General features: G+C 66.1%; 21 protein-coding genes. 18 read left to right on the top strand and 3 right to left on the bottom strand.

What is annotated here, in order from left to right; translation table 11 throughout:
- The first annotated feature begins 172 nt into the window (after positions 1-172).
- The 9 genes from VB739_RS01640 (at position 173) to VB739_RS01600 (ending at position 9,989) form a co-directional block, all read left to right on the top strand.
- On the top strand, positions 173-1,924 hold the full coding sequence (locus tag VB739_RS01640) for a carbamoyltransferase (RefSeq protein WP_323355403.1): 1,752 nt from the start codon (positions 173-175) through the stop codon (positions 1,922-1,924).
- Positions 1,921-2,787 (top strand): glycosyltransferase family 2 protein, encoded by an 867-nt coding sequence (locus VB739_RS01635; RefSeq protein ID WP_323355402.1) that lies wholly within the window; start codon positions 1,921-1,923, stop codon positions 2,785-2,787. Before VB739_RS01640 ends, VB739_RS01635 begins: the two co-directional genes overlap by 4 nt.
- A 28-nt stretch (positions 2,788-2,815) precedes the next feature.
- Positions 2,816-3,550 carry a hypothetical protein gene (locus tag VB739_RS01630; protein WP_323355401.1) on the top strand — a complete coding sequence of 245 codons (735 nt, stop codon included), beginning with the start codon at positions 2,816-2,818 and terminating at the stop codon, positions 3,548-3,550.
- Positions 3,551-3,558: 8 nt separating this feature from the next.
- Positions 3,559-4,482: a hypothetical protein gene (locus VB739_RS01625; RefSeq protein WP_323355400.1), complete on the top strand. Its 924-nt coding sequence runs from the start codon at positions 3,559-3,561 to the stop codon at positions 4,480-4,482.
- The gene (locus tag VB739_RS01620) at positions 4,479-5,417 is read left to right on the top strand and encodes a glycosyltransferase family 4 protein (protein ID WP_323355399.1); all 939 of its coding nucleotides are present in this window, start codon (positions 4,479-4,481) and stop codon (positions 5,415-5,417) included. The genes VB739_RS01625 and VB739_RS01620 overlap by 4 nt, the downstream gene beginning before the upstream one ends.
- 306 nt (positions 5,418-5,723) lie before the next feature.
- The gene (locus VB739_RS01615) at positions 5,724-7,661 is read left to right on the top strand and encodes a nucleoside-diphosphate sugar epimerase/dehydratase (protein ID WP_323355398.1); all 1,938 of its coding nucleotides are present in this window, start codon (positions 5,724-5,726) and stop codon (positions 7,659-7,661) included.
- Positions 7,662-7,783: 122 nt separating this feature from the next.
- On the top strand, positions 7,784-8,596 hold the full coding sequence (locus VB739_RS01610) for an exosortase/archaeosortase family protein (protein WP_323355397.1): 813 nt from the start codon (positions 7,784-7,786) through the stop codon (positions 8,594-8,596).
- Between the two features lie 386 nt (positions 8,597-8,982).
- Positions 8,983-9,267, top strand: a complete 285-nt coding sequence (locus VB739_RS01605) for a hypothetical protein (RefSeq protein ID WP_323355396.1) — start codon at positions 8,983-8,985, stop codon at positions 9,265-9,267.
- A 287-nt stretch (positions 9,268-9,554) separates the two neighbouring features.
- Complete coding sequence (locus tag VB739_RS01600) at positions 9,555-9,989, top strand: hypothetical protein (RefSeq protein WP_323355395.1); 435 nt, start codon at positions 9,555-9,557, stop codon at positions 9,987-9,989.
- 3 nt (positions 9,990-9,992) lie between these two features.
- On the opposite strand, the gene VB739_RS01595 is transcribed toward VB739_RS01600, so the two are convergent.
- Complete coding sequence (locus VB739_RS01595; protein WP_323355448.1) at positions 9,993-12,401, bottom strand: GumC family protein; 2,409 nt, start codon at positions 12,399-12,401, stop codon at positions 9,993-9,995.
- Positions 12,402-12,770: 369 nt separating this feature from the next.
- Between VB739_RS01595 and VB739_RS01590 the strand changes: the two genes are divergently transcribed.
- The 3 genes from VB739_RS01590 to VB739_RS01580 all read left to right on the top strand — a co-directional run bounded on the left by VB739_RS01590 (position 12,771) and on the right by VB739_RS01580 (position 15,728).
- Positions 12,771-13,919 (top strand): polysaccharide biosynthesis/export family protein, encoded by a 1,149-nt coding sequence (locus VB739_RS01590; RefSeq protein ID WP_323355394.1) that lies wholly within the window; start codon positions 12,771-12,773, stop codon positions 13,917-13,919.
- Between the two features lie 100 nt (positions 13,920-14,019).
- Positions 14,020-15,057: a hypothetical protein gene (locus VB739_RS01585; RefSeq protein WP_323355393.1), complete on the top strand. Its 1,038-nt coding sequence runs from the start codon at positions 14,020-14,022 to the stop codon at positions 15,055-15,057.
- A gap of 152 nt (positions 15,058-15,209) precedes the next feature.
- Positions 15,210-15,728, top strand: coding sequence for an outer membrane beta-barrel protein (locus tag VB739_RS01580; protein WP_323355392.1), 519 nt, complete (start codon positions 15,210-15,212; stop codon positions 15,726-15,728).
- A gap of 19 nt (positions 15,729-15,747) precedes the next feature.
- Here the strand turns inward: VB739_RS01580 and VB739_RS01575 are convergent, their stop codons facing one another.
- Entirely contained in the window at positions 15,748-16,323 is a 576-nt protein-coding gene (locus tag VB739_RS01575; RefSeq protein WP_323355391.1) for a hypothetical protein, read from the bottom strand.
- Positions 16,324-16,369: 46 nt separating this feature from the next.
- On the opposite strand from VB739_RS01575, the gene era reads away from it, so the two are divergent.
- The 6 genes from era (at position 16,370) to larB (ending at position 20,425) form a co-directional block, all read left to right on the top strand.
- On the top strand, positions 16,370-17,353 hold the full coding sequence (gene era, locus VB739_RS01570) for a GTPase Era (RefSeq protein WP_323355390.1): 984 nt from the start codon (positions 16,370-16,372) through the stop codon (positions 17,351-17,353).
- A gap of 71 nt (positions 17,354-17,424) precedes the next feature.
- Positions 17,425-17,958, top strand: a complete 534-nt coding sequence (locus VB739_RS01565) for a phycobiliprotein lyase (RefSeq protein ID WP_323355389.1) — start codon at positions 17,425-17,427, stop codon at positions 17,956-17,958.
- 7 nt (positions 17,959-17,965) lie between these two features.
- Positions 17,966-18,661 (top strand): tRNA (guanosine(37)-N1)-methyltransferase TrmD, encoded by a 696-nt coding sequence (gene trmD, locus VB739_RS01560; protein WP_323355388.1) that lies wholly within the window; start codon positions 17,966-17,968, stop codon positions 18,659-18,661.
- A gap of 53 nt (positions 18,662-18,714) precedes the next feature.
- Complete coding sequence (ispF, locus tag VB739_RS01555) at positions 18,715-19,200, top strand: 2-C-methyl-D-erythritol 2,4-cyclodiphosphate synthase (protein ID WP_323355387.1); 486 nt, start codon at positions 18,715-18,717, stop codon at positions 19,198-19,200.
- Complete coding sequence (locus VB739_RS01550) at positions 19,197-19,712, top strand: TIGR03792 family protein (protein WP_323355386.1); 516 nt, start codon at positions 19,197-19,199, stop codon at positions 19,710-19,712. The genes ispF and VB739_RS01550 overlap by 4 nt, the downstream gene beginning before the upstream one ends.
- The gene (larB, locus tag VB739_RS01545) at positions 19,709-20,425 is read left to right on the top strand and encodes a nickel pincer cofactor biosynthesis protein LarB (RefSeq protein WP_323355385.1); all 717 of its coding nucleotides are present in this window, start codon (positions 19,709-19,711) and stop codon (positions 20,423-20,425) included. Before VB739_RS01550 ends, larB begins: the two co-directional genes overlap by 4 nt.
- A gap of 195 nt (positions 20,426-20,620) precedes the next feature.
- On the opposite strand, the gene VB739_RS01540 is transcribed toward larB, so the two are convergent.
- Positions 20,621-21,580: a DUF1517 domain-containing protein gene (locus VB739_RS01540; protein ID WP_323355384.1), complete on the bottom strand. Its 960-nt coding sequence runs from the start codon at positions 21,578-21,580 to the stop codon at positions 20,621-20,623.
- Between the last annotated feature and the right edge of the window lie 6 nt (positions 21,581-21,586).

Below are 21,586 nucleotides of genomic sequence, written 5' to 3'. Positions count from 1 at the left end.
CATTGGCTCCCGTGTTCCGTCCTTCCATTCGGGGATGTCGAGGCCGATCCGATCCTGAGAGCCGGCCTCCCGGCTCCATGACGCTGCAACGGTGCGTGGAGCCTCGGACCCGTCCGAGGCTGGCCGACGCCTCCAGCGACACCCCGCCCCCGCCAACCGGTTCACCCGCTTCATGACGCTCATCCTGGGCATCAATGCCTTCCACGCCGATGCGGCCGCCGCCCTGGTCCGGGATGGGGTGATCGTCGCCGCCGCCGAGGAGGAGCGCTTCCGTCGCATCAAGCATTGGGCCGGTTTTCCCTCCGAGGCCATGGCCTGGTGTCTGGCCGATGCCGGCGTGGGGCCGGCCGATCTCGACCACATCGCCATCAACTCCCAGCCGGGGGCCCACCGCTGGCGCAAGGTGGCTTACACCCTGGGGCACCGCCCCGATCCCCGCTTCCTGGTGGCGCGCTGGCGCAACAAACGCGAACGGGCCGGCCTGGCCCAGCAGCTGGCCCTGGCCTTCCCAGGGGCCGAGATCGGGGCCCGACTGCACTTCGTGGAGCACCACCGAGCCCACCTGGCCTCGGCCTTTTTCGCCTCCCCCTTCCAGGAGGCGGCCGTGATCTCGGTGGATGGCTTCGGCGACTTCGCCAGCGGCGCCTGGGGCCATGGCCAGGGCAACCAGCTCAGCCTCGATGGTCAGATCTGGTTCCCCCATTCCCTGGGCGCCTTCTACACAGCCATCACCCAGTACCTGGGCTTCCCCAACTACGGCGACGAATACAAGGTGATGGGACTGGCGCCCTACGGCCAGCCCACCCGGATGGAGGCCATGCGCCGCATCGTGAGGCTCCAGTCCGACGGCACCTATCGGCTGGATCTGCGCTATTTCCTGCACGCCACCCAGAAGCTGCCACACCAGTGGAGCAACGGGGCCCCGGTGGTGGGCGGCCACTGGAGCCCGGAGCTGGAAGCCCTGCTCGGCCCTGCCCGCCAGGCGGAGGAGCCACTCCAGCAGCACCACATGGACATCGCCCGTTCGGCCCAGGCGATGTACGAGGAAGCCTTCTTCCACTTGCTGCGGGCCCTGCACCGAAGCCACCCCAGCGACCAGCTCTGCATCGCCGGCGGCTGCGGTGCCAACTCGGTCGCCAACGGCAAGGTGACCCTGGCCACCCCGTTCCAGCGGGTCTATGTGCAGGCGGCCGCCGGTGACGCCGGGGGCGCCCTCGGCGCCGCCCTGGATGTGTGGCACGGCCTGGGACGGTCCCGCAGCGCGCCGATGCGCCATGCCTACCTGGGCAGCCAGCCGGCACCAGGAGAAGTGGAGGAGCTGCTCGCCAGCCCTAACACCTGCGCGGCCCTGGAGCAGGCCCAGTGCAGCCTGGAGCGACCGGAGGAAGACGCCCTCTGTGAGCAGGTGGCGGCGGCGATCGCCGAGGGGCTGGTGATCGGCTGGTTCGATGGACGTATGGAATGGGGACCGCGGGCCCTCGGCCACCGTTCGATCCTCGGCGACCCCCGCCGCGCCGACATGAAGGACATCCTCAACCTCAAGATCAAACGGAGGGAATCGTTCCGTCCGTTCGCCCCTTCGGTGCTCGAGGAGGCGGTGGGCGACTGGTTCAGCCTCGATGGGGAGGTGCCCTTCATGATGCAGGTGTATCCGATCCGCGAGGAGCAGCGCGCCCGCATCCCGGCCGTCACCCACGTGGACGGCAGCGGCCGTCTCCAGACCGTTAACGCGGCGGACAACGGCCGCTACTACCGCCTGATCCGGGCCTTCGCCGATCAGACGGGTGTGCCGATGGTGCTCAACACCTCGTTCAACGAAAACGAGCCGATCGTCTGCACCCCCTCCCAGGCCCTCGACTGCTTCCTGCGCACCCGCATGGACCTGCTGGTCCTGGGTGATGTGCTGATCCGCCGCCAGGGGTGAGCTCCCCCGCTGCCGCAGGCGCCCCGCTGCCCCCTGGAGCCGCCACCGGGCTCAGCCTGATCGTTCCCACCCTCGATTCCCACCGGCTGCTGCCCCGGCTGGTCACCTCCCTGCAGCGTCAGAGCTGGCCCCACTGGCGGGTGCTGTTCATCGATGGCCCCAGCGGCTCTGAGCACCGGGCCTGGCTGGAGGCCCTCTGCCACCGGGACAAGCGCTTCACCTGGCAGCCCCAGGAGCCGGCGTTTCCCGGCATCTTCGGGGCCATGAACCAGGGCTTCCTTGCCGCGCCCGCGGACCACTGGCTGTTGTGCTGGGGCAGTGACGACTGGGCGCCCAGCCCCAGCGCACTCGAGGAGGCGCTCAAGGCGACCCGTCCGGCCACGCCAGGGGGCGACCCACCCGATCTGGTGGTTTGCCGTGGCCGTTATGCAGGGCCCGGGAAGGACGGGGCGGTCCGGCTGGGACGCAGGACGGCCTTCTCCAGCTGTGGGGCCTATCGCCTCAACCTGTTTCTGGGCTCCACCCCACCCCATCAAGCCACCCTGATCGGGCCGGGGGCCCGCCGCCGCGTCGATCAGTTCGCCGCACCCTTCCGGCTCTCCGCCGACCTCGACTACTTCCTCCGCCTGAGTGCCTGCGCCGACCTTTCGTACCGGGCCCTGGATCTGGAGCTGGTGCACATGGGCGAGGCGGGTGTCAGCGGCCAGCAGACCCGCCGGCGGCTTCAGGAGGTCCGGCTGGCCTATGGGCGGGCGTTCGGCTGGCTCTGGTGGATCCCCTTCCTGCTTCGCTACGTCAGGCGTCTCTGGAGTCGGATGCCGTCGCTGAGCGGCGCGTGGAAGCGACCGGGACGGGGCGGATAAACTCCCCTGAGCCTGCGCGTCAATTCCCTTGCCAGAGCAGAGCGGGCCGGCCGGGGCAGACCGGAAACGGCAGCGGCAACGGGTGCGTCGTAGCGCCCCCCGGACCATCCAGGCCACCCCCCTGCAACGCTTCTGGGCCAACCGCCGAGCCCGCTTCGGGTCCGTGGCCCTGGCCGGCCTCGCCATGGTCGCCTGGTTCTTCGCTCCTGCCTGGCAGAAAACGAGGGGACCGGGGTCACGGCCGACGAGAGACACCATCGCGGAGCCCAAGGCGAACAAGAGACAAGGAACCCAGGTGATCACCGCTTTCATCGAGGATCCCTGGCGGAGCCAATCGGCCCTGCTGCTCTGGCGGGAGCGGCCAGGGGCGTTGCTCGTCCTGCAGGGCAATGCCGAGTACCAGGCCATCACCTACAACCACCTCCGCAACCGAAGGCTCTGGCCCCAGGACACCTCGAATCTGTTGCGCCTGCTTCCCGGTTGCGACACCGTCGGCCAGGTGACCGCCCTGGCCCGAATCCTGGAGACCAGGCCCGGACCCGGACAGCTCACCTTCGTGACAGCCGGAACCCACATGGCCCGTACCCTGGCGATCGCCCGGATCGTCTATGCCGGCACCGGCTGGCAGGTGACGGGCTCCGATGCCGAAACCGGTGATCTGCGGCCCGAATCCCAACTGCGGCTCTGGCGCGACCAGCTGCGCGCCTCCCTCTGGCGCCTGACGGGGTGGGATGGCCGTCTGGATGGCAACGAATGCCTCTGATCCCTCCCTTGGCCCTCCCCTCCCCCGTGCCGATCACTCTCTTCGGAGCCACCAGCCCGAGCGGCCAGGCCCTGATCGAACTGGCCAGGGGACGGCCGCTGGTGGTAGCGGGCCGACGTCCTCCTCTGCCGCCGGCCTGGGGCGGCGATCCACAACCGTTTCTGCCCTGTGATCTGGAGCAAGCCGGCGAGACGGGCGAGGCGCCGCTGGGGATGCTGATCAGTTTTGCCCCCATCTGGACGTTCGCCCCTTGGTTGGCCCGCTGGGCCGCCAGGGACCCGGCCGGCGTCACCGCCCTGCGGGGGGTGATCGCCTGCTCCTCCTCCTCGGTGATCACCAAACGGTTCGCCGCCAACGGCTTCGACCGGGATCTGGTGCAACGGCTGCGACAGGCGGAAGAGCAGCTGACCCTGACCTGCGCGGCCCAGGCCCTCCCCCTGCGCATCCTGGCGCCCACCCTCATCTACGGCCAATCGGGCCGCCTGGGCGACCGCAACCTCAGCCGACTGCGCCAGTTGCTGCGCCGCCTGCCCATCCTGCCCCTGCCCGGGCAGGGTGGTCTGCGGCAACCGATCCACTGCCGCCAACTGGCCGCCGTGACCCTGCACCTGGCCGACCAACTGGCCCAGGAAGGCTTTGACCCGTCCCAGCCGGTCCACCTCCCCCTCGGCGGTGATGACACCCTGACCTACGCCACCATGCTGCGGCGTCTTCAGGAGGCGACCGACCCGGGGGATCGGGCCCGTCGCTGCCGTCTGCTGGCCCTGCCGCCGCGCCTCTTTCTGTCCCTCGCCTCGCCACTGTTGCTGCTCTCCCCGAAGCGCTTCGAGGCGGTGCAGCGCATGGGTGCCGACCTGGCCAGGTTCACCCCAGCCCATCGCATCCTGGGGGTACCACCTGAACCCTTTCCCGTGCTGCCGCTGGCACCATGACCGCCCTTCACAGTCCGGCCGTTCTGCTGCTGGGCGGGGGCCTGGGGGCGCTGCTCCTGCACCTGCTGCTGCCGCTGCTGCGGCGCGGACTGGTGGATCAGCCCAACGCCCGCAGCTCCCACAAGCGGCCCACCCCTCGGGGCGGGGGCCTGGCCTTTGTCCTGGTCGGCAGTGGACTGGCTCCCCTGGCCGGTGGAGGCTGGCCGGCCTGGATTCCGCTGATCTGCCTGCCACTGGCCCTCGTGGGTCTGCTGGACGACCGCCTCGATCTGCCGGCAGCAGGGCGTTACGGCATCCAGATCGCCACAGCCCTGGCCCTGGTGGCGATCACCCCGCTTCCTCTGGCGTGGTGGCTGCTGCCCGTGGCCTGGTTCGCCGTCACGGCGGTGATCAATTTCGTCAACTTCAGTGATGGCCTCGATGGACTCGTCGCCGGCTGCGCCTCCGTGCTGCTGAGCGTTGCGGTGCTGGCGATGGCTCCCATCGGCGGCAACGGCATGCTCCCCTTGATCGGGGCCCTGCTGAGCTTCCTGGCCTGGAACTGGAGTCCGGCCCGGGTGTTCATGGGGGATGTGGGCAGCACGTTCCTCGGGGCGGTCATCGCCGGCATGGCGCTGCAGCAGGCCACCTCGGCCATGGCCCTGGGCCTGCTGCTCGCTGGCTTTCCCCTGCTGGGCGACCCCTGCCTCTGCGTTTTGCGCCGCTGGCAGGCAGGACAACCCATCTTCCAGGCCCATCGGCTGCATCTGTACCAACGCCTGCATCAGGCCGGCTGGCCCCACAGCCGGGTGGCCAGCCTGTACATCGGTGCCACCGCCCTGCTGGGCGGGGCCCTCCTCCTCCAGGGCCTGGCCCTGGAGCTCAGCCTGCTGCTGGCGGTACTTGCCGTCGGCCTCTGGCTGGATCGGCACCATGCCGTCCCCTTCTCACCCTGAAATGGCGGTAAACTCGTTAAAGGAGCTCAAGTCCATCCGATGATCCATTCATTCCTCGATCACATCAATGCTGGATGAAAATCTCGATCCCAACCTTGGTTGCTAGCATCTGTTTCTGATGCCATCCACTGCCATAGGCCATAGCGGCGACAATCCAGACGCTGTCCTACCGTCCAAGGATCCAGGCTCATCCGTTCAACCTTGTTTCAGCAGCTTTCACATCTTGCCCCCTTCAACGCTGGTCTTTTCCTAGTTTCTTTTCAGTAAGTCTTTACCTGATTGATCGATTCTTAGCGATTCGAACGTTTGATTCCTCAGCTCACGATTCTCCGCTACGTCCAGAAGCAGCTGCTCGCACGCAGGCTGCTTCTGGTCGTCTTTGATGGTCTGATGATCATTGCGGCCTACCTCGGGGCCTTCATTCTGCGCTTACCGGATGCCACCTCCCTCAGTGGTTTCCTGCCTTCCACCATTCTGCTTCTGCCCCTGGCCGTGATCACGGGCCTACCCGTTCTGGTGGTCTCAGGCTGGTACCGGGGGCTCACCCGCTATGCCGGCAGCCATTCCCTCTACGGACTCGTGCCCCGCTCAGGCTCGATGGTGCTGATCCTGCTGCTGATCAGCACCCTGATGGGTGGGCCCCAGCCACCACGATCCTTCTGGATTCTCTATTGGTTGCTGTTCACCGGAGGGGCCATCGCCAGCCGCATCGTGCTGCGCGACGTCCTGATCCATCACCTTGATCAACGGGACAACCACAATCCCGACAACGTCCAGGGCGATGCCACCCTGATTTACGGGGCTGGGGCCTCCGGGATGGCTCTGCTGCTGGCCCTGCGCAACGACCCCCGCTTCCGCATCGTCGGATTCCTTGATGACGATCAAGGAATCCAGGGGCGAACGCTTCAGAACATGGGAATCCACACGCCCCTCAGGCTGCCCCGACTGATCGAACGCCACGGCGTCTCCAAGGTCCTGCTTGCCATGCCGGCCATGTCCAGACGGCGCAAGCGGCTGCTGGTCGACCAGCTCACCCACAGGGGGCTGGAGGTGCTGTCGATTCCCTCATTGGCTCAGATGGCCAGTGGCCAGAGGATCGTTTCCGACCTGCAAGCGGTGGCGATTGAAGATCTGCTGGGCCGAGAGCCCTCCAATCCCGACCCGGTGCTGCTGAAGGCTGGCGTCGAAGGAAAAGTGGTGATGGTGACGGGAGCGGGTGGCTCGATCGGCAGCGAACTCTGTCGCCAGGTTGTGGCCCTGGGTGCTTCCCGGCTGCTGCTGGTTGAGCGCAATGAGTTCGCTTTATACGCCATTGAGCGCGAGCTGAGCTCCCACCGCTGCGGGGTGGAACTCCATGCCGTCCTGGGCGATGCCTGTGACGCGAGTCGCCTCACCCTGCTCTGCCGCCGGCACGGTGTGGACACGATTTTCCATGCCGCTGCCTACAAGCACGTCCCACTCGTCGAGTCCAATCTCTGCGCCGGAATCGCCAATAACATCGGCGCCACCGAGGCCGTGATCGCCGCCACCCGAGCCTCAGGGGTCAGCCGCCTCACCCTGATCTCCACTGACAAGGCCGTGCGCCCGACCAATGTCATGGGGGCCAGCAAGCGAATCTGCGAACTGCTGATCCAAGCCGCCGCCGCGGAGATCGAAGCCGGCGGTCCGATTCTGTCCATGGTTCGGTTCGGCAATGTGCTCGGCTCTTCCGGCTCGGTGATCCCCCTGTTTCACCAGCAGATCTCAACTGGGGGACCCGTCACCGTCACCCATCCGGCCATCACCCGCTATTTCATGACCATCCCGGAGGCCGTCCAGCTCGTGCTCCAGTCCACCGGCATGGCCATCGGGGGCGATCTGTTCCTGCTCGACATGGGTGAACCGGTCCGGATCGCCGACCTGGCCAGGCAGATGATCGAACTTTCCGGCCTCAGGGTGCGGGACGAGCACAACAGTGACGGTGACATCGCCATTCAGTACTCCGGTTTGCGACCAGGGGAAAAGCTCTACGAAGAGCTTCTGATCAGTGCCGACGACCAGCCCACCGAGCACCCCCTGATCCGTCGTGCCACCGAACCACGTCGCGAAGGAGAACAGCTGTTTCCGCTCATTCAGCAACTGCACGAGGCCCTCGCCAACTGGGACGAAGCGACAACTGGCGCGCTGCTGCGCCGACTGGTGCCGGAATACGATCCCTATGAAGGGCTTCCGACCCCCTCTCTGGTCGACGCCATGGCCCGATGAGCAACATCGTCGTGCGTCTCGCCAACGGGCTTCTGAGGAAGCTTCCACCATCCTGGCGGGCGGCCATTCCAGCCATCCCCCCACCGACCCCCCGCAATCTCTGGCTTGCCCTTGCCGCAGCCGTGGCGATCCAGAACGCGGCCGTCTTCCAAAGCAGCCAGAGCGAGCACACCACTGTGTTCGCCGTCCTGGTGTGGGGAGGTGCCGTGATCTGCATGGAGGATCAGTTTGAGGACCTCAATCCCAGACCTGCCGCCTGGGGGTTGATCCTCGGCACCCTGCTGCTGGTGTGGGTCTTGGCTCGATCATCGGTGATCGTTCATTGGGACGGATTGCTGTTCGCCCTCGCTCCGATCGGCGGCCTCTCCCTGGGTCTGATGGCCGAGAAGCCCGCCAGGCTTGGCCGCTTCCGCGATCCCCTGCTCTGCCTGATGCTGCTCCCGGGTTTCGCCCTGTTGATGCGAATTCTGCCGGAAGCCCCCATCAGCCTGCTCACCGCCCGGTTGTCCGGCATCTGGCTCAGCATCCTGGGACTCGACGTGGTTGTGAATTCCCGCAGCGTGCTGCTTCCTGGGGGCGGCGTGAAGGTCCTTGGCCCCTGCAACGGGCTCGACCTGATGGCCCAGATCCTCTGCGTGGGAGTGATCTTCCTGTTGGCCTTTCCAATTCGCTCCTGGGGCAGTCGCTGCCTGCTGTTTCTCGTGGCTCCGCTGATCGGACTGCTCTGCAACACCTTTCGCATCGCTCTGCTGGCCATCTTTGCCGGCAACGGTCACTCCAAGGGAAGCTGGTGGTTTGATTTCTTCCATCAGAGCACCGGATCTCTGGTCTTTTCCGGAGTCGCCGTCCTGATCTTCGGCATGGTCTACATGCGGTTGCTGGAGAGGGAACTCCCGCCCCTCCCCTCGCCGCCGCCGCAGGGGGAAGGAACGTGATCACCCCTCCACTGTTGGTGAAGTGGTACGGCACACTCGCCACAGTCGCAGCACTTCTGGCCACCCAGGCCATCGTGCTGCCACGCTGGCCCTCAACGGCCTCCGAGCCACTCCCGGCAGAGCAGCTCGAAGCTCGGCTGGTTGGGGCGGGACTACTCTCCCGATCGGAGAGGCCCTCGCCAGCCAACCCCTGGCCTGCGAAGCGCAGCCTTGAGCTCGCGACGTCTGCACCCCTGCGGCTGCCCCTGCGCGGGGGATTCGAGCTCACCTTGATGGAGGGTTCTGTGCGCCAGCGGTTCAACTTTCAGGCGAGCACCCTGGGCAGTGATCAGCCCAGCCTCAAGCTCACTCAGCGCCGTCTGAGCAGATCACCAGTGCCCACAGCGATGGGCCTGGCTGAAGGTCGTCCGATTCTGCAGACCTGCCTCCTGGCAGCCCCTGACCTTGAGGATGCTTTCGGGGTGACGCGTGAACAACTCACCACCATTGCCGACCGCCTGGCCAGCGGCACGGCCGCCGCTTTCGAGCGGGTGATCGGGCTCCAGCCCAATCGCACGTATGCCTGCACTCTGATCAGTTTGCGCGGGCCGAAAGGGGAGCCACCCTCCGACCGCCTCTGGAAGCAGGTTCTGGACCTGGTCGAGCCCGTGCTGCGATCCCAACACAGCTGAGCCAGGGAGCACGGCCCGCCTGCTCCCGTTTCACTTCTCACGACCCCCCATTCCGTCATCGCCCCCACAACCGCCACGAGCCTCCCACCAGGTCCTACCCAGCAGCAGCATCGAGACATGACCAGGCACGCGACCGAACACAACAACGCTCAGGTGAACAGCTAGTGCTCGGAGCCCTGAGACGGTTTCTTCAGAGCCTGGGAGAGGCGGAGAGACCTGAACAGCCGATCCTTGATCGATCGTTGCCATGCAGCTGGGTTCTCAGCAATCGGCTGGCGATCGGTCCGATGCCCCGCGGCGACAGGCACTGGCAACAATTGGAGCAGGCCGGTTTTCGTAGCCGCTTCAGCTGTTGTTATCCAGACGAAGAAACCGGTCTGATCCTGCCTCTTGGATGGTCCAGTGACAGGGTCTCCCTGCCCGATCACCGGGAGCAGGAACCGCTGCAGGAAGTCAGGCTTGCCCTGGCTTTGGAACGGGCGGAAGCACTCGTTGATGACGCCGCCCCGGTCTACCTGCATTGCATGGCAGGGTTAGAACGCTCCCCGCTTCTGGCCGTGGGACTCACGGCCAGGCTGCGTGGCATCGATATGCTGGCCGCCCTGGCCTGGGTGAGACGCTGTCATCCAATGGCCATGCCCATCTACGACCACCTGGTGTTGTTGGAGAGAATTCTCTCCAACAAACCAGGCACCACGCCATTCCTTGGAGACCGAGCCTGAGGGTCAGCCCCTGTTGCCAAAGCGCCTGCGCAGCCAGTTGATCGGACCACCTTGAGACTCGCTGGCTTGGCGGTGTCGACGGGATGGGACCCTTTCGGCTGAAGGCAAGGAGCTGCTGGAGGTCATGCCCGGGACGCTGCCTCCATTGGAAGCAGTGGTTCCGGAAGCTTGGCCATCCTCATCACGGAAGTAGGTCTTGACGTCTGACTCACCGTCGTTGTAGCGGGAGCTGATCGCGGTGTTGGTGGTGGCACCTTTCATGTAGCTGTCGCGATAGCGCTGGACATAACTGCCAAATCCACCTGTGGAGGAATCGCTAGCACTCTTGGCGTACCCAGAAGCCGATGCATAGGCATAGTGATAGTAGTAACCGTATTCGTAGCCATAATCGTTGAGGCGACTCGGGAAGTTCACCTGGTTGCAGATGATGCCCAGCACATCAACTCCCGAGGCTTTGATCCTGCGGCTCGCCTGCGGTGCAAGCTCACGGCTCACCTTGCCCAGACCCACAAGGAAAAGAATGCCATCCAGCTTCTCTCCGAGAAGAATCGGATCAGCCAGCATCAGACAGGGAGGGGCGTCAACGACAATGATGTCGTAGCCAGGAAGGGCACGAATCTCTTCCATGACCTCCTTACAACGGCTGGAGTTCAACAGCTTGGCCGGATCGGGTGGCTTCGGACCAGCTGGAAGAACATCCATGTTTTCGACGATGGAATGAATGAATTCCGCGGGCTTCCGAGTTGAATCGGACAACAGCGTGGACAGGCCATCACCCTGCTCCACCCCCAGATATCTGGCTTGCATGGGGAGACGCATGTCGGAATCAACCACAAGCACCTTCAGGCCAAGATCAGCAAGTGTCCGGGCGAAAACAGCCACTGCGGTGAACTTTCCCTCCCCCTGGGTAGAGGACGTGATCCCCACCATGCGGATGTTGCTGTCGGCTCGAAGCAGGCGGAAGGTGGTGAACAGGCTACGTAGAGACTCCTTGATCGCAAAGCGCTCGCTGGAGGACATCTTGGAAATGCTGGTAGCGATGTCGACACCGGGCTCCAGGGGGAGATAGGGAATCAGGCCCAGCACCGGCAACTGGAGTTCCTTTTCCACCTCCATGGGGGTATGAAAGACGTTGTCCGTCTTCTCCCTGAGTATGGCTGCACCGAGCCCGGCCAACAGGCCGATCATGATCGCCCTCAGGAGATTGCGCTGAATGTTGGGCTCCACCGGACTGCCGCCGAAATCGGGGGGGGCAATCACTTCCCAGGGTGTGATCGAACGGGCCATCTCCAGCCGGTAGCGCTCCCTGGCCTGGATGTAGGAGGAGTACTGCTCCCTGGCGATCGACAGACGCTGGTTGATGTTCTCGAACTCCGACAACTTCTGCGGATTGTTCCTGAAATTCTCGCTGAGCAGAAGGATCTGGCGGTTGAGTTCATCTTGCTGGGCCACATTGGAGAGCAACCGAGCTTTCACGGCATCGGCGGCCTGGCGCTGGACCACGGGCAGCAACTGGTTTCGTCTCGCCAACAGGGACTGAACGATGGGGGAGTTCTCCTTGTACGTGCCTTTGGCAGTGGCCAACTCCTGTTCGAACTGGTTGAGGAGATCAAGGGGAGTGGCGGCGCCGCGGGCAGCCTCCGCTCCGGAGGACGCACGGCCCGGAACAAGAACGCTGTTACGACCCAACTGCTCAAGGGCCGTAGGAGCTCCACTGGGAGTGAACTGCAGTTTTCCGGTCTGAATCGATTTCAGTTGGCTGTCGAGCTGCACCTGCTCGTTCTGGAGGGTGCGCAACTGGTTGACGAGCCCTTCACGGGCTCCGAGGATCTGGCCTGCGGCCGTGGCAGGGTCGACGAAATTATTCCGTTCGCGAAACTTGAGCATCTCCTGGGAGAGCTTCTGAACCCGAGCCTCGATGGCAGGGGCCTGCTCATCCAGGAATCGGACACCTGAATTGACAGCGGCTTGGCGCTGGGTCAGAGAGACGGCGGTGTAATCCTTCGCAAGCTGACGCAGAATCACCTTCCCTTTGGCTGGATCAGGCCAGCGCAAAGAGATATTCAGAACATTGTCGACACTTGCCGATTCTTGGTTGATGGATAAACTGCCCTGGAGGGCCCCGAGAGGTACGCCTTGGCGCTGGGCAACAGGACCCAGCAGCAACGGGCTGCGCATCAGGACGATGAGACTTGGGATGTCCGTCTTGATTTCACTACGAGCGATGCTTTCCACCGATCCTCCGCCACCGCCACTGGAGGGGCTATCGAAGGGATTGCTGATCTGCATCTGGAATCCCCCCTGGTAGACGGGATCGAAGATGCGTTGACGCAAGGTGTTGATCGCCAGAACACCCGTCACCGCGGCAAAGGTGATCAGGAAAATGGATTGGCGGCGCTTGACGGTCCGCACCAAGCCTCCCAAGCCACCAGAGCCTGACTGGCCGTCGCCTGAGGGGTTCAGGGGACTCTGAAGAGAAGGATCAAACGGGAGGCTCTGGCTGGGGCCCTGACCCGTCGACGGTGGCAGGGACAGCGGGCGCGGCGTTCCACCCGGAAAGGTCTCAGGAGGAACACCCGTCGTTGTCACGTTATGAACTGCGGAGAAAGTTCCACCGATGATAATGGCAACCGACGAAGAAAGCCCCCTTGACGCGGGCGTCTATGGTGGTAATCCGATCAATGTCCGTTGGTGGCTTCTCCTCCTAGAACATCTGTACGCCAATGGCCTCTCGGAGACCAGAGGCTTGCCTTCGTTCAACGGTCCTCCTTCCGTCAATGGATGGGCCACCGGACATCCAGACGGCGGCTCTCCTCCTTGGGAATGCTGGGCCTTACCGGGATGATCTTCGCCCCAACCGGCCTATGGGCCTCGGTGCCCCAGGCGGTCAGCCCGCAGACGCCCTGGAGTGGGGCTCCCTCTGTCAGCGCTGTTCCCGCCTCAGGCCCTCCTTCATCGGCTCCGCTTCCGCTCTCGGTGACCGAGGTTTACAACGACCTTTACGTCCTTGGACCAGGGGACGGTCTCCAACTCACCTTCACCGACCCTTCCGCCGCCGCCATCGGCGGTCCGGTCGTCATCCTTCCTGACGGAACCTCCACGCTTTCTCTACTGGGATCGGTTCAGTTGACAGGTCTGACCATCGGTCAGGCCACCCGCTGGCTGACCTCCCTTTACTCCAAGCAGCTGGTGCGGCCCGAGCTCATCCTCAGCCTGACCTCCCCCCGACCCGTCAAGGTCACCATCATTGGTGAGGTGGGGCGTCCTGGCCTGTATCCCCTGGCCTCTTTCTCCACTCCGGTTTCGGCCATCCAGACAGCCGGTGGGGTGACCCTCAACGCGGATATTCGAAAGGTGTTGCTCCGCCGCCTGGCCGGGCCAGACGGCAGCCAGAAGCAGACCGTTCTGGATCTGGCCCAAGTGTTTCAGGTGGGCAACCAGCGCCAGAACCCCATCCTTTTCGACGGTGACACAATCGTCATCGCCCGCACCGAGGAGCTGATCCCCGAGGAAATTCTTCAAATCGGTGCGACGAACCTGGCACCTGCCACCATCACCGTTTCGGTGATCGGGGAAGTCAGGAGCCCCGGCACGCTCAGCGTGCCCGCCAACACCCCCTTGGCCGAAGCCATTTTCCGAGCTGGTGGAGCAGAGAACTGGCGTGCCAACAAGAACGACATCCAGCTCGTCCGACTCAACCGCAACGGCACCACCACCCGTGAAGTCTTCAGTTACAGAGATGGGATCGGCGTCTCCAAGGGGCTGAATCCACCGCTGCGGGACAGGGACACGATTATCGTGAACCGCACCTTCTACGCCGAAGCCCTCGACGTCATCAATCAGGTCATCGTTCCCCTCAGCCAGGCTGCCAGCTCCTATTATTTCTTCCGAGATACATTTAACGGCAACAGAAACAACAATTTCCGCTGACATTCGCCCACCATCTCCCGCCTCTTCCGAAAGCCGCTACCACTGACAAGCCATGTACCGCGAACCCACCATCAGCCCCAAAGCCATCGCTTGGGCTTTGTTGAGTCAGTCCATCTGGCTGCCCCTGCTCGCCATCGATGCCCACGACCGCTGGCAGGCCAACGTCAAGGACATGGCCATCCCCCAGCCCGCCGATCCCAAGGCTCCCGATGAGGCGATCGCTTCGCTGCCTGAGGCGCCCTCCAAAACCACACAACCGACCTCACCGTCGCCCCTTGACGATCTCGGCGTCACAACAGGCCATGTGCTGAGCTCGGCCTCCGAGAAGATCGGCTCGCTGCTGGACGCCCCGCTGTCACGCAGTCTTGATCTGAGTGGTCCCTCCAACTCCTCCCGGGCCAGGCCCGATCCCGGTCGGCGCCCCGCGGTTGCCCTCAGAAGCTCAAACCCTGCCCGCACCGCCAGGCCTGCCTCCGCCACGGCCAGCTTCACCATTGAAGGTCCTTCCCTCGGCACCACGGGCCTGGGCAGCGCCAAGACGCTGATGCAACGCAATTTCTCAAGCTCCGAGCTCCTTGGCGGCGTGCTCACCATTCAGGACCTGGGTGCCCCTGCCATGCCACCGGTGGCCAGGGCCGAGCGAGCCCGCTGGGCCAGCAGCGGAGATCCCATGGCCCCTCTGCCCCAGAGCCTGAGGGAGCCGATGCGCCAGGCCATCCGCACCCTGCCGGCCCCGACCCCCACCAAGACCGCCAAACTTCAGCAGGGCCGCGTGATCTACGTGCCTTCCACCCGTGTCAGCAAGCCCACCCAGGTGCCGCTGGCCGTTCAGGCAGATGGCACTGTGGATGTGCTCAGCCAGCCCGATGATCCCGCGGTGATCGAGGACATCAAGGAATGGTCGAGCCGCCAGCCGGCCCAGGCCCCAGGAACGGTCACCCCCACGGTGGTGAACCTGCAGCCAATCCCGGCTGAAGTCCGGGCCACACCGGCCCCTGCCAAGGTTTCCCCGGTGGCGAGCGCCCCGATCGCACCCCCACCGGTCCCCGCCGCTGCCACCGTGGCTCCTGTTGCTGAAGCTCCCGCCGAAGCCCCAACGCCGGCAGGAACCGGCGGTTCCATGGTGGCTCCGCAGTGAGGCGTCCGGGTCTCCACCACCGTGGCCTTGCCCTGATGGGCCTCACCTGTCTGGGCCTGGGTCTGCCACCACTCCGGGCCCAGTCTCTACCGGCAGGCCTGGCGCCGTGGGTACCGGTCGCACCGGAACCCGCAGCGGCCGGCTGGGAACCCGTGACAGACGCCGCCAGCCTGCCGCCGGATTTCCAGCCCGCGCCTGCCAATCGCAACCCAGCCGAACTGGCGATCGTTCCACGCCAGGGCAAACCTATTGAGAATGTCGGCATCTACGGCATCGGTGGCGGTGTCAATTTCGGCAGCGATCTTCCCAACAGCGGTGTGTTCACCGGTCGGGTTGGATACAAGCTCAACGAAACTCTCGCGGTCTCCCTTCGACCAAGCGTCATCTTCGGCAACAGGGATGTACTTGGCCGTTACAACGGGCAGACCTCTTTCCAACTGCCCCTCACCCTCGACCTCTTCCGCCGCTCGGTCGTCTCCCCCTATCTCGGCGGGGGCATTGCCACCAACACCTATTCCACCGGTGAGACCAACGCCATGCTTACCGGTGGCGTCGATCTGAACATCACCGAGAACGTGACCCTTGGCTTCAACGTCAACTACGTTTTTCTGCCCGATGGAGTCACGTTCGATGCCCTCCAAGCCATGACGCTGCTGTATGTGAGGTTCTGAGGCCGGGTCGGCTTCAGCCTCAGTCGGCCACCGCCTCGATGGCTGCGGCGATGGATTGAAGCTGTTCAGCGTCATACCCCCATCGCTCCAGGAAGGCCCGGTCCTCCGCCACGGCCTGCTTAGCTCCAGCCGGGTCCTTCGCGGCTGCCAGCAGGGTCTCCAACCGTTGCTTCACGGCCATGGGTTCCAGGTGCCGCAGCAGTTCTGTGCTGCGGCGCTGCACCCGCTCCGAACCGGCCTGGTGCTCCTGATCTCCAGAGCGCTGGTGGTGCAGGACCATGGCCGTGCTCATGGCCAGATTGCGGGCAGTGAGATCCACCACCCCCGCTCCGGCCTGGCGCAGGGCGGCCACCAGGGCCTCCGGCAGACGGTCGAGCAAGGGGGCCTCCCCGGTGAGGCTCACCACGAAGAAGCCGCGGGCGCCATCACGGCTGGCCACCAGTTCCCCAACCCGATCAGCCAGCACCTCATCGCTGAGTTCCCCGGACTCCCAGAGGCCGATCCACTGCGCCGCGATCTCCATCGCCTGGGGAAAGCTGGGCGCCAGCGGGGTCTCGGTTCCCGCGGTCTTGTTCAGGCGGGCGGCATCTGTCATGGCGAGAGTCGGGCGGCGGGGCCCATGGACTGGCAGTGTTGAGGCTATGGACCCGAGCACCCCAACCGCCAGCCCAGGCCAGCCGGACGACGGCAGCAGCGAAGCGGTTCCCTTCCGCTCCGGCTTCGTGGCCCTGATCGGACGGCCCAATGTGGGCAAGTCCACCCTGCTCAACCAGTTGGTGGGCCAGAAGGTGGCGATCACCTCCCCCGTGGCCCAGACCACCCGCAACCGGTTGCGCGCCATCCTGACCACCCCCGCCGCCCAGCTGATCCTGCTGGACACCCCGGGCATCCATAAACCCCACCACTTGCTGGGGGAACGTCTGGTGCAGAGCGCCCGGGGGGCCATCGGCGAGGTGGATGTGGTGCTGCTGCTGGTGGATGCCAGCCAGCCCGCCGGACGCGGCGACGGCTTCATCATCGACCTGCTGCGCCACTGCAGGGTTCCTGTGCATGTGGCCCTCAACAAGAGCGACCGGGTGGGGGCCGATGCCGAGGATCTGGCTGCCACCTACCGGGAGATGCTCGCGGCGGCAGACGATCGCCCCGTCGCCTGGCCCCTGCACCCCTGCAGCGCCCTCAACGGTGACGGCTGCCAGGCCCTGGTGGAAGCCCTGGCCGCCGACCTGCCTGCCGGGCCGCTGCTGTACCCGGCTGACACGGTCAGTGACCAGCCGGAGCAGCTGCTGCTGGCGGAGCTGATCCGTGAACAGGTGCTGACCCTCACCCGGGAGGAGGTGCCCCACTCGGTGGCGGTGCGGATCGAGCGGATCGTGGAGGACGAGGGCAAGGTGAAAGGCAAGGAACGAACGGCGGTGCTCGCCACCGTGCTGGTGGAGCGCAGCAGCCAGAAGGGGATCCTGATCGGCAAGGGCGGTCAGATGCTCAAGGCCATCGGCCAGGGGGCACGGCTGCAGATGCAGAAGGTGTTCGACGGCCCGGTGTACCTGGAACTGTTCGTCAAGGTGGTGCCGAACTGGCGCAGCCATCCGGGCCGGCTGGCGGAGCTGGGCTACCGGGGCGACTGAGCACGCCGGGGCAGGGGGTTTGCGAAGATCCCAATCGGGTCCACCGGCCCCGATCTCCCGCCGCCCCCGCCGTGACCAGCGCGACCGAGCCTTCCACCCCAGTGACGATCGCTCCCTTCCCGCCCGAGACGATCGCGACCTTCCTGGCCTTCTGCGCCGGGGACTGGCTCGCCCTGCGCAGCCGGTTCAACCTGGAGGAGGGCCGCGACGAGGCCCGGCAGGCCGAAGAGGAGGAGGTCAGCTGGCACAGCTCCGAGCGCGGTGACCTGCAGGTGACCTACCTGGCTCCGCAGGAACTCGATGGGCCAGGTGGCCTGGAGATCAGCCCGCCCAGTGGCGGTCGCCATCGGCTGCTGTTCCAACCCGACGGAGGCTTCCAGAGCCAGGACCCTGACGGAGCCGTCAGCACAGGCCGCTGGCAGCTGTGGCCGGATGGCAGCCTTGAGCTGACCAGCGAGCGGGCCGGCACCTCGGTGCGGGAACGGATCTGGTTCACCAAGGCGAATCTGCGCCTGCGCAGCAGCGTGGAACACCACCCCGACGGCCGTCCGGGCCGGGCCAGCTTCAGCTCCGAGATCCGGCGGGTCAGCCGACCCGCCAGCTGAGCCCACCATGCGCTTCGATGTGGTCAGCCTGGTGCCGGACGCCTTCACGCCCCTGCAGGGGCTGGGGGTGATCGGCCGGGCCTTCGCCGCCGGCATCGCCGAGGTCCACACCCACAACCCCCGCGACCACGCCACGGATCGCTACCGCAAGGTGGACGACGTTCCCTATGGCGGCGGTGCCGGCATGGTGCTCAAGCCCGAGCCCGTCTACGCCGCCTTCGAGGCGATCCCGATGCTGCCCCAGCGCCGCGTGCTGCTGATGAGCCCCCAGGGCCAACCGCTGCACCAGCGTGACCTGCGGCGCTGGGCCACCGCGTACGACCAGCTGGTGCTGCTCTGCGGCCACTACGAGGGCTTCGATGAACGCATCCGCCCCCTGGCGGACGAGGAGGTGTCCCTGGGTGACTTCGTGCTCACCGGCGGTGAACTGCCCGCCATGGTGGTGATCAGCGGCGTGGTGCGGCTGCTGCCGGGCACCGTGGGTTCTCCGGACTGCCTGGAAGCGGAAAGTCACAGTGGCTTGCTGCTCGAGCACCCCCACTACACCCGGCCGGCGGAATTCCGCGGCATGGCGGTGCCGGAGGTGCTGCGCAGCGGCGACCACGGCGCCATCGCCCGCTGGCGCCAGGAACAGCAGCTGGCCCGCACCCGCGAGCGGCGTGCCGACCTGCTGGCCCTGTGGCAGGCGGAGCAGAACCGCTGAAACCCAGCCTCCACCCCTGAGCAGCCACACTGGACCAGCCTCCAACGCCATCCATGCAGCTGCGCATCGGCAACGGCTACGACATCCACCGGCTCGTACCCGGTCGGCCCCTGATCCTGGGCGGCGTGCACCTGGAGCATCCGGACGGCCTTGGGCTGGCGGGCCACAGCGATGCCGACGTGCTCGTTCACGCCCTGATGGATGCCCTGCTGGGGGCCCTCAGCCTGGGGGACATCGGCACCCACTTTCCACCGGAGGACGAGCGCTGGCGGGGGGCCGACAGCCTGGTGCTGCTCGAGAAGGTGATGGAGCTGGTGGCGGAACGGGGCTGGCAGGTGCTCAACATCGACACGGTGGTGGTGGCGGAGCGCCCACGGCTAAAGCCCCATATCGCCGCCATGCGCGAGGCCATTGCAGGTCGCCTGGGCCTGGCTCCCGAGCAGGTGGGCGTCAAGGCAACCACCAACGAGGGACTCGGGCCCACCGGGCGGGAGGAGGGCATCGCCTGCCATGCCGTGGCGCTGCTGCACCAGCCATGAGCCGCGGCCCTCTCTGCCGTCTGGGTGGTCTGCTGGCCTGCTTCGGCCTGATGGTGCTCGTACTGGCCGGTCTGCCAGCGAGGGCCAGCGCCCTGAGCCCGCCGCTCGTCAGCCATGGCAGGATCGATCCCCCCACGGCCGTGGTGGAACAGCTGAGGGTGAAGGTGCCCGCCGGCGCCCGAAAGGCCTGGCTGCAGGCGGAGCAGGAGACCTGGGGCCCCTGGCTGCGGCGACAGGACGGCTTCCTGGAACGCGATCTGCTCTGGGACGCTGAACGGGAGGAAGGCCTCCTGCTGATCCGCTGGCGCAGCCGCCGTCAGTGGCTGGCCATCCCCGTCAGCGAGATCGAAGCGGTGCAAGGCCAGTTCGAGGCTGCTGCGAGGAGGGCCCTGGCGCTCGAATCCCCGGAGCCGGGTGCCGAGACCCCAGCCAATCCCTTTCCCCTGGTGGACGCCGGCTCCCTCGAGTGGCTGGGTCTCACGCCAGCGGCGGCAGCCGTGGAGGTTCGGTGAACGAAGACGCCAGGCTCGACTTGGGCCGCCGCCAACGGCTTGGCATGGTGGAGGCGGTGTGGGGCGAGCACAAGAGTGCCGAGCAGATCACTGCGGTGATGCTGGGGCTGCGTCAAGCCGGGGAGCTGGCCCTGGTCACGCGGGTCAGCGCGGAGAAGGCCGCGGCGGTGGAGCGGCTGCTGGCCGACCAGCTCGGCAGCGGCGGGGCCGACCCACCGCAGCATCATCCCCTGGCCCGCTGCCTCACCTGGCCCCCACCCCCGCCCGCCGATCCGGCCTTCGGGCGGGTGGCGGTGCTCAGCGGCGGCAGCAGCGACCTGGCCGTGGCCTCGGAAGCCCGGCTGGCCCTGGCCTGCCATGGGGTGGCCAGCGACCTCGTGCTCGACGTGGGCGTGGCCGGGCTGCACCGGCTGCTGGCGGAGCTCGAGGGTCTGCGCCGGGCCCGGGTGCTGATCGCCTGCGCCGGAATGGAGGGGGCCCTGCCCACCGTGCTGGCGGGGCTGCTGCCCCAGCCGGTGATCGGGGTGCCGGTGGCGGTCGGCTACGGGGTGAGCGCCGGGGGGCAGGCGGCCCTGATGGGCATGCTGGCCAGCTGCGCCCCGGGGCTCACCGTGGTGAACATCGAGAACGGCTATGGCGCCGCGATGGCGGCCCTGCGAATCCTGCAGCTGGCCAATGGGGTGGCTTCAGCCGCCAGGGAGCAGGGGCCCTGAGGGGGGACCCTCAAGCTCCAGGACGGTCTGCAGCCAGAGGGTCAGGGAGCGGGGCAAACGGCCTTGCTCATAGCGCTCGATCGCCTCAATCAGGACAGGCGTATTGATCCAGCTGATCCGATGAGGAATCACCGGCGCCCGATGCATGGCAAGTGCAGTTTGGGGTAGCCCACCTGGCCTGGCAAGGCGGAGCACTCAGAGATGTTGAAGATCGGGATAGGCGGTGATCACCTGTTCGGTGCTGAGCACCTCTCCGGCCCCTTCCGGCTGCCAGATCACCTCCAGGGCCAGAAGGTCATCCGCACCGAGCGCCCCAAGTTTCTGGAGCGAATCGCGCAGATCATCGGCGGAACGGGCCCCCTTGATCGCCAGTCGCTGGCGGCTGGCCACCAGCAGGGTGACAACGATGAAGTCGCTGGCTGCGTCACTGGCCCCGGGGGCCACAGTCGCGGGCTCGCTGAAACGGCGTCCCGCCACATTGGCGGTGAGCTCCCGCTCCAGCTTGCTGCGCTCCTGCATTGAGAGGCGATTGAACGTGGATTCGGCACTGGCGAAGGGGACCTGGCCCACTTCACCGTTGGCGTACACCCAGAGGTCTGGATGGCGCAGCAGGGAGAGGCTGGTTTCCTGCAGGACCCTCTGAAGGCCGGCGCTGTTGGAGGTATCGGACGAGCCGGCCAGGCGTCGCAGGTCGTCCTGAAGGTCGCGGGCGGACGCCAGCAGGCCGACCTGGATCTGGGCGATCGCCACCGGACCGTCGGGACGGGGGTTGTAGGCCAGGTCGGAACCGGAGCCACCCAGGGCAGGGCCGCCGCCGCCGCCCCGCAGGGCATTGACCACGACGCCCGCCACCGCCATCAGGATCAGGAAGCCGAACAGACCGCCGCCGCCGAAGCCGAAAATCGGCACGATGAAGGGGAAGCCCATGCCCCCGCCCCGGTAGCCACCGCCGTAGCCCCCTCCATAGCTGCCCCGATAGCCGCCGCCTCCGCCGCCGTAGTTGCGGGGCATCGACGGAGCGGAACGGAAGCTGCCGCCGCCGATACGGCCACCGCTGGCCGCCTGGGCGGGCTGGGGGGCCGCCATGACCAGTCCCGCCACCAGGACAGGCACAACGATCAGAGCGGCCAGGCGCCGGAACAAGCGGGAACCCATCTCTAG

This window comes from Cyanobium gracile UHCC 0281, assembly GCF_034931305.1.
Lineage (GTDB): Bacteria > Cyanobacteriota > Cyanobacteriia > PCC-6307 > Cyanobiaceae > Cyanobium > Cyanobium gracile_A.
Note: the sequence above shows the minus strand (reverse complement) of the source record. Positions and strands in the feature narration are given on the sequence as shown.

Coding starts and splice junctions, on each gene's coding strand:
- VB739_RS01640 (WP_323355403.1), top strand. CDS start 173: ATGACGCTCATCCTGGGCATCAATGCCTTCCACGCCGATGCGGCCGCC.
- VB739_RS01620 (WP_323355399.1), top strand. CDS start 4,479: ATGACCGCCCTTCACAGTCCGGCCGTTCTGCTGCTGGGCGGGGGCCTG.
- VB739_RS01605 (WP_323355396.1), top strand. CDS start 8,983: ATGGGCCTGGCTGAAGGTCGTCCGATTCTGCAGACCTGCCTCCTGGCA.
- VB739_RS01600 (WP_323355395.1), top strand. CDS start 9,555: ATGCCCCGCGGCGACAGGCACTGGCAACAATTGGAGCAGGCCGGTTTT.
- VB739_RS01590 (WP_323355394.1), top strand. CDS start 12,771: ATGGGCCACCGGACATCCAGACGGCGGCTCTCCTCCTTGGGAATGCTG.
- VB739_RS01575 (WP_323355391.1), bottom strand. CDS start 16,323: ATGACAGATGCCGCCCGCCTGAACAAGACCGCGGGAACCGAGACCCCG.
- era (WP_323355390.1), top strand. CDS start 16,370: ATGGACCCGAGCACCCCAACCGCCAGCCCAGGCCAGCCGGACGACGGC.
- trmD (WP_323355388.1), top strand. CDS start 17,966: ATGCGCTTCGATGTGGTCAGCCTGGTGCCGGACGCCTTCACGCCCCTG.
- ispF (WP_323355387.1), top strand. CDS start 18,715: ATGCAGCTGCGCATCGGCAACGGCTACGACATCCACCGGCTCGTACCC.
- VB739_RS01550 (WP_323355386.1), top strand. CDS start 19,197: ATGAGCCGCGGCCCTCTCTGCCGTCTGGGTGGTCTGCTGGCCTGCTTC.
- VB739_RS01540 (WP_323355384.1), bottom strand. CDS start 21,580: ATGGGTTCCCGCTTGTTCCGGCGCCTGGCCGCTCTGATCGTTGTGCCT.